Raw genomic sequence first — 13,195 nt, forward strand, 5'->3', positions numbered from 1 at the left:
AATGGGCGAATGACCGCGTTCTCTCCCCTCGCCATCGGGCCGCACATCGTGCAGCCGCCGGTGGTGCTCGCGCCGATGGCCGGCATCACCAACGCCCCGTTCCGCACTCTCTGCCGCGAGTTCTCCGCGGGCAAGGGACTCTTCGTGAGCGAGATGATCACGACGCGGGCGCTGGTCGAGCGCAACGAGAAGACGATGCAGCTCATCCGCTTCGACGAGACCGAGAAGCCGCGTTCCATCCAGCTGTACGGCGTGGATCCGGTGACCGTCGGCAAGGCGGTGCGGATGATCGTGGACGAGGACCTGGCCGACCACATCGACCTCAACTTCGGCTGCCCGGTCCCCAAGGTCACCCGCAAGGGCGGCGGCTCCGCGCTCCCGTACAAGCGGCCGCTGCTGCGGGCGATCCTGAACGAGGCCGTGTCGAACGCCGGCGCGCTGCCGGTGACGATGAAGATGCGCAAGGGCATCGACGACGACCACATCACGTTCCTGGACGCCGGCCGGATCGCCGTCGAGGAGGGCGTCACGGCCATCGCCCTGCACGGCCGCACGGCCGCCCAGCACTACGGCGGCACGGCCGACTGGGACGCCATCGCCCGTCTGAAGGAGCACGTGCCGGAGATCCCGGTGCTCGGCAACGGTGACATCTGGTCGGCGGACGACGCGCTGCGGATGATGCGCGAGACCGGCTGCGACGGCGTGGTCGTGGGCCGTGGCTGCCTCGGCAGGCCCTGGCTCTTCGGCGACCTGGTGGCGGCCTTCGAGGGCACCGGGGAGTACGCGCGGCCCGAGCTGCGGACGGTCGCGGACACGATGGTGCGGCACGCGCGGCTGCTCGGCGAGTGGCTGGGCGACGAGGCGCGCGGTGTCATCGACTTCCGCAAGCACGTGGCCTGGTACCTGAAGGGCTTCGCGGTCGGCTCCGAGATGCGCAAGAAGCTGGCGATCACCTCGTCCCTGGACGAACTGCGCGCTCAGTTGAGCGAGCTCGATCTGGACCAGCCCTGGCCGGTGGGCGCGGACGGTCCCCGGGGCCGTACGTCCGGAAACAACCGAGTCGTCCTGCCCGACGGCTGGTTGAAGGACCCCTACGACTGCGCCGGGGTGAGCGAGGACGCGGAGCTGGACACGTCCGGCGGGTGAGATCCGGGCCCTTCCCGGCGAGTGATTCTCGCCACCCCTGATAGGGGGTGTGCTCAGATGAGCATGTTACGGGCCCGTCTTCCGCTTGAAGGGTGGCACTGGGTGCCACCCTTTTTGCGTTCAAGACTTGAACGCAGATGCTGCTTTACGCGCTCATGTGAGCGCGATAGCCCAGCTTTGAGTCAAACGAGCTTCGGGGCCTGAAAGCGGAAGCTACCGCTCAGTTACTTTCGATGTGCTGGCGGACGGGTGGTTAAGACCAAGTGACCGGTAGGCGTACCTCCCCAGACGCCTTCGATCTGGGTATGTTCCTCGCCGTCAGGGCAGCCAACCGAGTCGTCGAGGAGTCGAGACCCGTGTCGGAAAACAATGATCAGAAGTTCGTGTACGACTTCACCGAGGGGAACAAGGACCTCAAGGACCTCCTCGGTGGCAAGGGCGCGAACCTGGCCGAGATGACCAACCTCGGTCTCCCGGTTCCTCCCGGCTTCACGATCACGACCGAGGCGTGCAAGACCTACCTCGACAGCGGCTCCGAGCCGGCCGAGCTCCGCGACGAGGTCAGCGCGCACCTCGACGCCCTCGAGCAGAAGATGGGCAAGAAGCTCGGCCAGGCCGACAACCCGCTGCTCGTCTCCGTCCGCTCCGGCGCCAAGTTCTCGATGCCGGGCATGATGGACACCGTCCTCAACATCGGCCTCTCCGACGTCTCCGTCGAGGGCCTCGCGGCCCAGGCCGACAACGAGCGCTTCGCCTGGGACTCGTACCGCCGCCTCATCCAGATGTTCGGCAAGACCGTCCTCGGCGTCGACGGCGAGCTCTTCGAGGACGCCCTCGACGAGGCCAAGGCCGCCAAGAAGGTCACCAGCGACACCGACCTCGACGCCGCCGACCTGAAGAAGCTGGTCGAGCAGTTCAAGGCCATCGTCAAGACCGCGACCGGCCGCGACTTCCCGCAGGACCCGCGCGAGCAGATGGACCTGGCCATCAAGGCCGTCTTCGACTCCTGGAACGGCGACCGCGCCAAGCTGTACCGCCGCCAGGAGCGCATCCCGCACGACCTCGGCACCGCCGTCAACGTCTGCTCCATGGTCTTCGGCAACCTCGGCCCGGACTCCGGCACCGGCGTCGCCTTCACCCGCGACCCCGCCTCCGGCCACCAGGGCGTCTACGGCGACTACCTGCAGAACGCGCAGGGCGAGGACGTCGTCGCCGGCATCCGCAACACCGTGCCGCTCGCCGAGCTCGAGTCGATCGACAAGAAGTCGTACGACCAGCTCATGCAGATCATGGAAACCCTCGAGACGCACTACAAGGACCTGTGCGACATCGAGTTCACCATCGAGCGCGGCCAGCTGTGGATGCTGCAGACCCGCGTCGGCAAGCGCACCGCCGGTGCCGCCTTCCGCATCGCCACCCAGCTCGTGGACCAGGGCCTCATCGACGAGGCCGAGGCGCTGCAGCGCGTCAACGGCGCCCAGCTCGCCCAGCTGATGTTCCCCAAGTTCGACGAGAACGCCGCCGTGGAGCAGATCGGCCGCGGCATCGCCGCCTCCCCGGGCGCCGCCGTCGGCAAGGCCGTCTTCGACTCGTACACGGCCGTCAAGTGGTCCCGCTCCGGCGAGAAGGTCATCCTCATCCGCCGCGAGACCAACCCGGACGACCTGGACGGCATGATCGCCGCCGAGGGCATCCTCACCTCGCGCGGCGGCAAGACCTCGCACGCCGCCGTCGTCGCCCGCGGCATGGGCAAGACCTGTGTCTGCGGCGCCGAGGAGCTCGAGGTCGACACCAAGCGCCGCCGGATGACCACCGCCTCCGGCGTGGTCGTCGAGGAGGGCGACGTCGTCTCCATCGACGGCTCCACCGGCAAGGTCTACATCGGTGAGGTACCCGTCGTACCGTCCCCGGTCGTCGAGTACTTCGAGGGCCGCATGCACGCCGGCGCCGACGACGCAGACGAGCTGGTCCAGGCCGTCCACCGGATCATGGCCTACGCCGACCGCGTCCGCCGCCTGCGCGTCCGCGCCAACGCCGACAACGCCGAGGACGCCTCGCGCGCCCGCCGCTTCGGCGCCCAGGGCATCGGCCTGTGCCGCACCGAGCACATGTTCCTCGGCGAGCGCCGCCAGTACGTCGAGCGCCTCATCCTCGCGGACACCGACGAGGAGCGCGAGGCGTCGCTGAAGGCCCTGCTGCCGCTGCAGAAGCAGGACTTCGTCGAGCTCTTCGAGGCGATGGACGGCCTGCCCGTCACCGTCCGCCTGCTCGACCCGCCGCTGCACGAGTTCCTGCCCGACATCACCGAGCTGTCGGTGCGCGTCGCCCTCGCCGAGGCCCGCAAGGAGCCGCACGAGAACGACCTGCGCCTGCTCCAGGCCGTGCACCGGCTGCACGAGCAGAACCCGATGCTGGGTCTGCGCGGCGTCCGCCTGGGCCTGGTCATCCCCGGTCTGTTCACCATGCAGGTCCGCGCCATCGCCGAGGCCGCCGCCCAGCGCATCGACGCCAAGGGCGACCCGCGCGCCGAGATCATGATCCCGCTCGTCGGCACCGTCCAGGAGCTGGAGCTGGTCCGCGAGGAGGCCGAGCAGGTCATCGCCGAGGTCCAGGCGCAGACCGGCGTCGAGCTGAAGCTCGCGCTGGGCACCATGATCGAGCTGCCGCGCGCCGCCGTGACCGCCGGTCAGATCGCCGAGGCCGCCGAGTTCTTCTCCTTCGGCACCAACGACCTCACCCAGACCGTCTGGGGCTTCTCCCGCGACGACGTGGAGGCCAGCTTCTTCACCGCGTACCTGGAGAAGGGCATCTTCGGCGTCAGCCCCTTCGAGACCATCGACAAGGACGGTGTGGGCGCCCTGGTCCGCAGCGCCGTCGAGGCCGGCCGCGCCACCCGCCCGGACATCAAGCTCGGCGTCTGCGGCGAGCACGGCGGCGACCCGGAGTCGGTGCACTTCTTCCACGAGGTGGGCCTCGACTACGTCTCCTGCTCGCCGTTCCGGATCCCGGTGGCGCGTCTGGAGGCCGGCCGCGCGGCGGCCGAGTCGAAGGGCAGCGACAGCCGCTGAACCCAGGTTCAGTAGCAAAGACCCCGGAGCCGCCGTCCGTCCCCGACCCTCAAACCGATGGGCGGCGGCTCCGGTCTCCAAGAGAGACGGGGCGGACACCTTGTGCGGAGGTGTCCGCCCCGTCGTATTTCGTCCCGGTGCGGTTTTTGCATGATCGTTGGGGAAATGTGAGTTCCTGTTCAACTCCATGCCCTTGGCGCATTGAATTATTCGGAGTTGAACTTTCGCAAAGAATGGGGCGGGCGCGACCTCCGGATCCCCACCCGGAGGCCGCGCCCATTACCCTCGTCGGGCGGGTGAGCCGCAACCTCGCCGACCGCCGCCGGACACGACAAAGCCCCCCACGGTCTTCGCCGCGTCACCTCGGTCCTGAAGGTTTCCCGTCCGACACCGCACAGCTTTTCGGTTCTCGGCGTTCGCCGCGATGCCTTTCAAGTGTGGCTGAAACACCCTGGTAACGTGCAGTGATGCTGTGCATACTCGTCGTCGGGGGTGGTTGCGAGTGCACAGGTGGGGGTTCCATGCTGCGGATTCATTTCACCGGAAACGACTTGGCCGGGGTCCGGATGGCCGCCCGGCCGGATGTTCTGTGGGAAACGATTCTCAGTTTTCACCGTTTAAGAGACCGGCGCGGCTCCATGGTGTATGGGGAATGGCGGTCCGAGGCGCGTATACGACTGGGCTCTGAGACCAGGCTCCTTGCCGCGCTCGTGCCGGGCCGCGGCTATTTCCCCGACTTCCTGACCCCGCCCCAGGGCATCCTGGGCCTCGACGAGGGTCTGGACGCGATCCGGGCCACCCCGCCCGGCCGGCTCCACACCGAACTGGCCCTGATCGGCGCCGGCCGCTCCGGCCGCCCCGCCGTCCCGGCCGCGCTGCGGGCCCTCGCCGACGGCGGCAGCGAGCCCCTCGGCCGGCTCCTCGGCGCCCTGCGCAGCTACCACCGGGCCGCCGTGGAGCCGTACTGGACCGACATCCAGGCCCGGGTCGAGGCCGACCGGGCCAAGCGCGGCCGGGCCCTGCTGGACGGGGGAGCGGACGAACTCCTGGCCTCCCTGCCGCCGATGCTCCGCTGGCGCAGCCCCGTCCTGGAGGCCGACTACCCGGTGGACCGGGAGCTCCACCTCGACGGGCGCGGGCTGCTGCTCCAGCCCTCCTTCTTCTGCCGCGGCACCCCGGTCGTGCTGCGCGACCCGGAGCTGCCGCCGGTGCTCGTCTACCCGATCACCCACTGCGAGCCGCCGACCGTGCGCGCGCCGGGCCTGCCCTCGCTGGCCAAGCTGGTCGGGCACACCCGCTCCGCGGTGCTCAGCGCCATCGGCGACGGCGGCACCACCAGCGAGCTGGCCCGCAGGGCGGGGGTGTCGGTCGCCTCCGCGAGCCAGCACGCCGGCGTCCTGCGGGAGGCCGGCCTGGTCGCCACGCTGCGGCACGGCAACGCGGTCCTGCACACCCTGACGCCGCTGGGCGCCGCCCTCCTGGGTGGAGGGGACGCCCACGACCATGTGCGGAGCACCGGGTCGCCCCGGTGCTACGCGAAGAGCTACGCGCGGAACGGGCCGGTCACCTCGTAGGTGATGCCGCCGGAGGAGCTGCCGCTGGTGCCCCGCTGGCTGGAGAAGTACAGGCGCCGGCCGTCGGGGGAGAAGGCCGGGCCGCAGATCTCGGACGAGGACTGGCCGTTGATGCGGAGGAAGGGCGCCACGATGTCGTCCGGGGTGATGATGCAGATCTCCATGTTGCCGCCGTCCTCCGCGATGAACAGGTCGCCGGAGGACGAGCCGGTGACGTTGTCCACGCCGGTGAGCGGCGCGCCGCCGCTCACCAGGGAGTCGTCGTAGGCCAGTTCGTACGTGCTCGTGGCGAGGTTGAGCTGCCAGACCCGGCCGTCGCCCTTGGTGGTGAACCAGACGGTGTCGTTGGCGTAGTGGCAGCCCTCGCCGCCGTTGAACACCTTGGCGCCGGAGACCTGGTAGCGGGTGGCGGTGGGGGAGCCGTCGGGGTCGGGGACGTTGGCCCAGGTGAAGGAGCCGGAGGTGGCGGTGCCGGCCACGAGGACCTGGAGGGTGCCGGTGGAGAGGTTGCCCCAGGTGCCGGGCACGAAGCGGTAGAAGCGGCCGTCGGACTTGTCCTCGGTCAGGTAGACCACCTTGCGCACCGGGTCCGCCGCCGCGGCCTCGTGGTTGAACCGGCCCATCGCGGCCCGGCGGGTGGCGGCGTTCACGCCCCAGGGGTCGGTCTCGTAGACGTAACCGGTGTCGACCTCCTCGCAGGACAGCCAGGTGTTCCACGGGGTCTTGCCGCCCGCGCAGTTGCGGTTGGTGTTGGACAGGATGCGGTACGCCGAGGTGACGCCGCCCGAGGAGTTGAACTTGATCGCGCTGGCGCCGCCGGTGCTGGATATCTCCGAGTTCGACACGTAGATCCAGCCGGATCCGTCGGCGAAGCAGGCGCCGCCGTCGGGGGCGCTGTGCCAGACGTACGAGGTGCCCGGGACGGTCTGTCCGGACCGGGCGATGACCCGGCTGGTGAAGCCGGCGGGCAGCTGGATGCCGTTGGCGTCCGCCGCGCCGAGGGCCCCGTAGGGGCCGGCGCCGGGCTGGGCGGGGGCGGCGTAGGCCGCCCCCGGCATCAGCGTGTAGCCGAAGGCCGCGGCCGAGGTGCCCATGACCGCTCCACGCAGGAAACTGCGTCGCTCCACGTCTCACTCCTGTTGGGGTGTGAATCGCCCCGCCACACCGGTCGGCGGCGGGGTCGCGCGCTTCCGGAACCTAGGAGTACGGAGTTGACTGTGCATCAACAAGCGGTGAAGGGGAAGCGGCGGGAGCGGGGCGGTGTCAGTGGCCCTCGCTACGTTCGGGCCATGACCATCGACTTCGACGCACGACTGATCACCTCGCTCGCGTTCCCCGGCGTGGGCGCGCTCCTCGACGAACCCGTCGTCGAGAAGCGGGGAAGCGGCCGGCACCGGGCCCTGCTGATGCAGGGAGGCGAGCTTGAGGTCCACGACCTGGACGCCCTCCTGGCGGGGGAGCGGGCACCGGAGTCCGTGTTCCGGCTGCCCTGGCCCGGCTGGGAGCGCGGCGTCCACTCGGTGAGCCCGGACGGCACCTTCGCCGTCTTCTCGGGACAGCGGTCGGTCCGTGCGGTGAACGCGGACGGCACGACCCGGTGGGTGTACGGGCACGGCTGCTGGGACCAGGAGATAGGCCACCCGCACACCGGCGACGAACTCCAGGTCTGCCAGGGCTCCGAGCACGGCTCCTGCCGGGTGTCCGACGACGGGCGGCTCGTGTGGGCCCACGTCGTCCTCGCGGCGGGCGACGAGCCCGGCGACTACACGGAGGGCTGGGTCGTCCTCGACGCCGAGGACGGCCGGGAACTGGCCCGGCACGCGCTGGAGGAGAGCGTGGCCTCCGGCTCCTGGCACCTCTCCCACCCCGACGGGGTCCACATGGGGCTCTGCGTCGGGATGGGGCAGGACGGCGTCCTCGTGTACTGGGGCCGCTGGGACGGCGAGCGGCTGACCGTCCACGACGAGCTGAACGAGGACCTCGACCGCATCCTGTTCGACGTCCACCCCGCGCACCCCGGCTTCCTGACCGTCGAGCACTACGGCAACGACATCCAGCTGCACGCCCTCGACGGCACGGTCCTCGCCGAGACCGAGGAGCCGCGCTGGGACCACGCCTGCGGCTTCCTCGACGGCGACACCGTCCTCACGACCACCGAGGTCGAGTACGCGGAGGACCCGGAGGAGTACGGCACCTGGCTCCTGGACGCCCGCACCCTGGAGACACGCGGCCGCGTCCGCTACCCCGACGGCCGGACCGACAGCCGCGTCCTGCCGCTCGGCGACGGCACCTGGCTCACGCACGACCGCGCGGCCGGCACCGTCCACCGTTGGAAGGTCCAGGAGCGCACCGCTGAGAAAAAACTTCCGGGAGAAACGCCGAGCGGGCGATGAGTTCCGGGCGGCCCGCCCGTCTTAACTCTCGAAAGCGCCGATACGGCTGTGACCGACAAGGCACCGACGGAAGAGAGTGACACCATGGCCCCCCAGATGATCTTCGTGAACCTGCCGGTGAAGGACCTCGACGCGAGCAAGGCCTTCTACGAGAAGCTCGGCTACTCGATCAACCCGCAGTTCAGCGACGAGACCGCCGCCTGTGTGGTCATCAGCGACACGATCTTCGCGATGCTGCTCACCGAGGAGAAGTTCAAGAGCTTCACCGCGCCGGGCAAGGAGATCTCCGACGCGACCAAGAGCACCGAGGTGCTGATCACGCTGAGCGCCGAGAGCCGCGAGAAGGCCGACGAGCTCGCGGACAAGGCCCTGGCCGCCGGGGGCGGCCCGGCGAAGGAGCCGATGGACCTCGGCTTCATGTACGGGCGTTCCTTCGCCGACCCGGACGGCCACCACTGGGAGGTCTTCTGGATGGACCCGGCGGCCGCCGCCGGGGGCGACCAGGGCGACCAGGGCGTCGACCAGGGCTGACACCGCGGTCCCGCCCGCAGCCGCATCAGGCCGAGACGCCGCCGTCGATCACCAGATCCGTGCCGACGGCGGAGCCGGCCGCGTCCGAGGCGAGGTAGAGGACGGCGGCCGCGATCTCGACCGCCGAGGAGACCCGCCCGAGCGGCGACTGCTCCTTCATCCGCACCTCCCGCTCGGCCTCGCTCTCGCCCGGCAGCAGCGACATCGACGACTCCGAGGGGCCGGGGCTCACCGCGTTGATCCGGATCCCGTCGGCCACGTGGTCGCGGGCCGCGGCGCGCGTCATCGCGGAGACGGCCGCCTTGGAGACCTGGTAGCCGAACACGCCCGGGATGCGGACGTGGGCGCCCAGGTTGGACGAGATGTTGACGATCGCCCCGCCGCCGTGGCCGCGCATGTGGGCGATCTCCGCCTGGAGCGCGTGCAGGACACCGGTGACGTTGATGTCGAGCAGCGTGTGCCAGTCCTCCAGGGGGAAGTCGGCGGCACTGTGGCCGCCGCGGAAGACGCCGGCGTTGTTGACGGCCACGTCGAGGCCGCCGAAGGCCGTGACCGTGTCCCGTACCAGCCGGTGAGCGTCCTCGGCCCGGGCGACGTCCGCGGTGAAGGCGCGGGCGGTGCCGCCCGCCGCCTCGATCAGCGCCACCGTCTCGTCGAGGGGGGCCGCGCTGCGGCCGGCCACGGCGACCCGGGCGCCCTCGGCGGCGAAGGCGAGCGCGATGGCCCGGCCGAGGCCGGAGCCGGCGCCGGTGACGAGCACGGTGCGGTCGGTGAAGCGGTGCGACATGGTCGACTCCTCGTGAGGTCGTCAGTTCGGCAAGCTCGGTACTTGACCGTTCATTCTGTTATCAGCGTCAAAAAGTGGGGCGCCCGAGGGCGCCCCGGCGGCGAAGTCCGGTCAGTCCGGTCAGTCCGGTCAGTGCGGGCTCAGTCCAGCAGGGCCAGCGCCTGCTCCGCCGCGTCGTGCACGCGGGCCGGGTCGCTGGACGCCTTCCCCACCACGCGCAGCCCCTGCAGCAGGACCAGCAGCATCCGGGCGAGCGCCCGCGGATCGCGGTCCTCGGGCAGCTCGCCCTGGGCCCTGGCCCTGCTCAGCGCGCTGTGCAGCAGGGTCTCGACGTTCTCCCAGCTGAGCTCCACCCGGCGCCTCACCTCGGCGTCGTGCGGCGCCAGTTCGGCCGCCGAGTTGGTGACGAAGCAGCCGTTCTGGCGCTCCCCGTCGGTCGCGGCCTGCGCGGCGAACCGGCGCACCAGACCCCGTACGGCAGGCAGCGCCGGACCCGGAGCGGAGAGCTCCGCCATGATCCGCGGGTCGCGCGTCTCCAGGTAGCGCTCCAGGGCCTTCATGTACAGCTCGTGCTTGCTGCCGAAGGTCGCGTAGATGCTGGCGCGGCCGATGCCGAGGTGCTCGACGAGGTCCGCCATCGACGTCGCCTCGTAGCCGCGCGCCCAGAACAGCTCGAGAGCCGACTGGAGCGCGGCGTCGGGATCGAATTCCTTGGTCCTGGCCACGCGATGACCGTACGCCCTCCCCAGGCGCATTTCAAGAACGGTCGGTCAAGAAAGGTTCGGAGGCGTGGGAGCCGGAGCGTCAGACCGTGCGCACCGGGTACACCGCCACCGCCACCTCGTCGTCGTCCAGGCACCGCCCCGTCTCCAGGTCGAAGCGCTGCTTCAGCAGCGGCGACGCCACGAACGGCCGCCCCTCCGCCGAGCCGAGCAGTCCGCGGGAGAGCACCTGCGCGCCCGTGAACGGATCGCGGTTGTCGATCGCGTACGTCCGTCCCGCCCGGTCCCTGAAGACCGCCGCCTGCCGGCCGTCCGGCAGCAGCGCCGCCATGCCCCGCCCCGGCGTGAGCCGGGACTCCTCGCAGACCGTCATCCAGGAGTCGGCGGAGGGGGAGAGTTCGAGCGTCGTCATCGGGAGGTGGCTCCTTCCAGGGGCTGGGTGCCGAGGGGCTTGGTGCCGATCGTGAGGATGGTCAGGTCGGGCTTGATCTGGTCGCGCTCCGGCACGAAGCGGACCGTCGGGTCCGGGGTCTCCGGCGCGTTCACGAAGGAGACGAAGCGCCGCAGCCGCTCCGGGTCGTCCAGGGTCTGCGCCCACTCGTCCTGGTAGTCGGCGACATGCGCCGCCATCAGCGCCTCCAGCTCGTCGCACAGCCCGAGCGAGTCGTGCACCACCACGTCCCGCAGGTGGTCGAGCCCGCCCTCCAGGCGCTCCAGCCAGGTGGAGGTGCGCTCCAGACGGTCGGCGGTGCGGATGTAGAACATCAGGAACCGGTCGATCAGCCGCACCAGTTCGGCGTCCGACAGGTCCTGGGCCAGCAGATCGGCGTGGCGCGGGGTCGCGCCGCCGTTGCCGCCCACGTACAGGTTCCAGCCGTTGGCCGTCGCGATGACGCCGAAGTCCTTCGACTGGGCCTCCGCGCACTCGCGGGCGCAGCCGGAGACCGCCGACTTCAGCTTGTGCGGGGCGCGCAGGCCGCGGTAGCGCAGCTCCAGCTGGATCGCCATCTTCACGGAGTCCTGCACTCCGTAGCGGCACCAGGTCTGCCCCACACAGGACTTCACGGTGCGCAGCGCCTTGCCGTAGGCGTGTCCCGACTCGAAGCCGGCGTCGACGAGCCGGGTCCAGATCGCCGGGAGCTGGTCGACGCGGGCACCGAAGAGGTCGATCCGCTGACCGCCGGTGATCTTCGTGTAGAGGCCGAAGTCCCGGGCCACCTCGCCGATCACGATCAGCTTCTCGGGGGTGATCTCGCCGCCGGGGATGCGCGGCACCACCGAATAGGAGCCGTTGCGCTGGAGGTTCGCCAGGTGGTGGTCGTTGGTGTCCTGCAGCGCGGCCTGCTCGCCGTCCAGGATGTAGCCGCCCGCACCGATCGTCGGGGCGAGGCTGGCCAGGATGGAGCCGACGGTCGGCTTGCAGACCTCGCAGCCCTCGCCGCCCTTGGCCGCGTCGCGGCCGTGCGAGTCGAGCAGCTCGGCGAAGGAGGTCACCCGGAGAGTGCGGGCGATCTCGTAGAGCTCGCTGCGGGTGTACGAGAAGCAGCCGCAGAGCCCTTTGTCGGTGGCCGCCGGCAGCAGCTTCTCGATCACCTTCACACAGCTGCCGCAGCCGGTGCCGGCCTTGGTGCACTTCTTCACCTCGGGCAGCGAGGTGCACTGGGTGATCGCGTGCTTGGTGACGTTGTGGCAGGAGCAGATCACCGCGTCGTCCGGCAGCGCGGACGGGCCGAGCGCGACCGGCGCGCCCACGCCCGCCGGCAGCACCAGCTGCTCGGGCGAGACCGGCGGCTTGCTGCCGGTCAGCGGGCGCAGCATGCCGTACGACTCGGCGTCGCCGACCAGGACGCCGCCGAGGAGCCGGCCCTCGCCGTCGACGACCAGCTTCTTGTAGATCCCGGAGCGGGAGTCGGAGTAGACGACGTCGAGGCAGCCGTCGGCGGTGCCGTGCGCGTCGCCGAAGGAGGCCACGTCCACGCCGAGCAGCTTCAGCTTGGTGGACATGTCCGCGCCGGTGAAGCCGTTCCCGGTCTCCTCCTCGGCGATCACCGCGGCCGCCGTCTGCGCCATCTCGTAGCCGGGCGCCACCAGGCCGTAGACCCGTCCGTCGGTGGCGAGCGCGCACTCGCCGATGGCGAACACCGCCGGGTCGGAGGTCCGGCACAGCTCGTCCACGGCGATGCCGCCGCGCTCGCCCACGTCCAGGCCGCAGTCGCGGGCCAGCTGATCGCGGGGGCGGACGCCCGCCGAGAAGACCACCATGTCGGTGGCGACCTCGGAGCCGTCCGACAACTTCATGCCGGTGACGGCGCCGTCGGTGGTCACGACCTCCTGGGTGCCGGTGCCGGTGTGGACGGTCAGCCCCATCTGCTCGATCGTGCGCAGCAGGGCCGCGCCGCCGCCCTCGTCGACCTGCACCGGCATCAGCCGGGGCGCGAACTCCACGATGTGCGTGTCGAGCCCGAGGCCCTTGAGCGCGCCGGCCGCCTCCAGGCCGAGCAGACCGCCGCCGACGACCGCGCCGGTCGTCGCCGTCTTCGCGTACTCCTCGATCGCCAGCAGGTCCTCGATGGTGCGGTAGACGAAACAGCCGCGGGCGTCCTTGCCGGGCACGGGCGGCACGAAGGGGTACGAGCCGGTGGCGAGCACGAGGGTGTCGTACGCGACGACCCGCCCGGACCGGGCGGTGACCGTGCGGGCCTCCCGGTCGATCGTGACGGCCGGGTCGTCGGTGTACAGCTCGATGCCGTGCCGTGCCATGAAGCCGTCCTCGACCATCGACAGGTCGTCGGGCGTGCGGCCGGAGAAGTACGAGGTCAGCTGGACGCGGTCGTAGGCGGGGCGGGGCTCCTCGCAGAGCACCACGACACGGGCGCGCTCGGTGACGCCGCGGTCCGCGAGCGCCTCCAGGAACCGCTGGCCGACCATTCCGTGGCCGACCAGGACGATGGTGGGGGTGGGCGCGGTCGTCATG

Annotated in this window: 10 protein-coding genes; 5 read left to right on the forward strand and 5 right to left on the reverse strand. The window is 70.7% G+C overall.

Going from position 1 to position 13,195, the window contains the following annotated elements; all coding sequences use genetic code 11:
- Positions 1-9: 9 nt before the first annotated feature.
- The 3 genes from dusB to ACFY7C_RS11320 all read left to right on the forward strand — a co-directional run bounded on the left by dusB (position 10) and on the right by ACFY7C_RS11320 (position 5,788).
- Positions 10-1,146 carry a tRNA dihydrouridine synthase DusB gene (gene dusB, locus ACFY7C_RS11310; RefSeq protein ID WP_389647315.1) on the forward strand — a complete coding sequence of 379 codons (1,137 nt, stop codon included), beginning with the start codon at positions 10-12 and terminating at the stop codon, positions 1,144-1,146.
- Between the two features lie 356 nt (positions 1,147-1,502).
- On the forward strand, positions 1,503-4,214 hold the full coding sequence (ppdK, locus tag ACFY7C_RS11315) for a pyruvate, phosphate dikinase (RefSeq protein WP_389647318.1): 2,712 nt from the start codon (positions 1,503-1,505) through the stop codon (positions 4,212-4,214).
- A 521-nt stretch (positions 4,215-4,735) separates the two neighbouring features.
- Entirely contained in the window at positions 4,736-5,788 is a 1,053-nt protein-coding gene (locus ACFY7C_RS11320) for an ArsR/SmtB family transcription factor (RefSeq protein WP_389647321.1), read from the forward strand.
- On the opposite strand, the gene ACFY7C_RS11325 is transcribed toward ACFY7C_RS11320, so the two are convergent.
- Positions 5,758-6,915, reverse strand: coding sequence for an alkaline phosphatase PhoX (locus ACFY7C_RS11325; RefSeq protein WP_389647324.1), 1,158 nt, complete (start codon positions 6,913-6,915; stop codon positions 5,758-5,760). The two genes, ACFY7C_RS11320 and ACFY7C_RS11325, sit on opposite strands and share 31 nt — an antisense overlap.
- Positions 6,916-7,077: 162 nt before the next feature.
- Here ACFY7C_RS11325 and ACFY7C_RS11330 point away from each other — a divergent pair, with 162 nt between their 5' ends.
- On the forward strand, positions 7,078-8,181 hold the full coding sequence (locus tag ACFY7C_RS11330) for a hypothetical protein (protein ID WP_389647327.1): 1,104 nt from the start codon (positions 7,078-7,080) through the stop codon (positions 8,179-8,181).
- Between the two features lie 84 nt (positions 8,182-8,265).
- Positions 8,266-8,712, forward strand: coding sequence for a VOC family protein (locus ACFY7C_RS11335; RefSeq protein WP_389647330.1), 447 nt, complete (start codon positions 8,266-8,268; stop codon positions 8,710-8,712).
- A 25-nt stretch (positions 8,713-8,737) separates the two neighbouring features.
- Here the strand turns inward: ACFY7C_RS11335 and ACFY7C_RS11340 are convergent, their stop codons facing one another.
- From ACFY7C_RS11340 to nirB, 4 genes are all read right to left on the reverse strand, one after another.
- Positions 8,738-9,499 (reverse strand): SDR family NAD(P)-dependent oxidoreductase, encoded by a 762-nt coding sequence (locus ACFY7C_RS11340; protein WP_389647333.1) that lies wholly within the window; start codon positions 9,497-9,499, stop codon positions 8,738-8,740.
- A 140-nt stretch (positions 9,500-9,639) separates the two neighbouring features.
- A complete protein-coding gene (locus tag ACFY7C_RS11345; protein ID WP_389647336.1) occupies positions 9,640-10,224 on the reverse strand; it encodes a TetR/AcrR family transcriptional regulator in 585 nt (194 codons plus the stop codon).
- 79 nt (positions 10,225-10,303) lie between these two features.
- The gene (gene nirD / locus ACFY7C_RS11350) at positions 10,304-10,633 is read right to left on the reverse strand and encodes a nitrite reductase small subunit NirD (RefSeq protein WP_389647339.1); all 330 of its coding nucleotides are present in this window, start codon (positions 10,631-10,633) and stop codon (positions 10,304-10,306) included.
- Positions 10,630-13,194 carry a nitrite reductase large subunit NirB gene (gene nirB / locus ACFY7C_RS11355; protein ID WP_389647342.1) on the reverse strand — a complete coding sequence of 855 codons (2,565 nt, stop codon included), beginning with the start codon at positions 13,192-13,194 and terminating at the stop codon, positions 10,630-10,632. Before nirB ends, nirD begins: the two co-directional genes overlap by 4 nt.
- Position 13,195 lies beyond the last annotated feature (1 nt).

The sequence above is a fragment of the Streptomyces sp. NPDC012769 genome (genome assembly GCF_042901205.1).
Lineage (GTDB): Bacteria > Actinomycetota > Actinomycetes > Streptomycetales > Streptomycetaceae > Streptomyces.

What these genes read in the sequence shown, in the direction of transcription:
- dusB (WP_389647315.1), top strand. Translation starts at nt 10, where the DNA reads ATGACCGCGTTCTCTCCCCTCGCCATCGGGCCGCACATCGTGCAGCCG.
- ACFY7C_RS11320 (WP_389647321.1), top strand. Translation starts at nt 4,736, where the DNA reads ATGCTGCGGATTCATTTCACCGGAAACGACTTGGCCGGGGTCCGGATG.
- nirB (WP_389647342.1), bottom strand. Translation starts at nt 13,194, where the DNA reads ATGACGACCGCGCCCACCCCCACCATCGTCCTGGTCGGCCACGGAATG.
- nirD (WP_389647339.1), bottom strand. Translation starts at nt 10,633, where the DNA reads ATGACGACGCTCGAACTCTCCCCCTCCGCCGACTCCTGGATGACGGTC.
- ACFY7C_RS11330 (WP_389647327.1), top strand. Translation starts at nt 7,078, where the DNA reads ATGACCATCGACTTCGACGCACGACTGATCACCTCGCTCGCGTTCCCC.
- ACFY7C_RS11340 (WP_389647333.1), bottom strand. Translation starts at nt 9,499, where the DNA reads ATGTCGCACCGCTTCACCGACCGCACCGTGCTCGTCACCGGCGCCGGC.
- ACFY7C_RS11335 (WP_389647330.1), top strand. Translation starts at nt 8,266, where the DNA reads ATGGCCCCCCAGATGATCTTCGTGAACCTGCCGGTGAAGGACCTCGAC.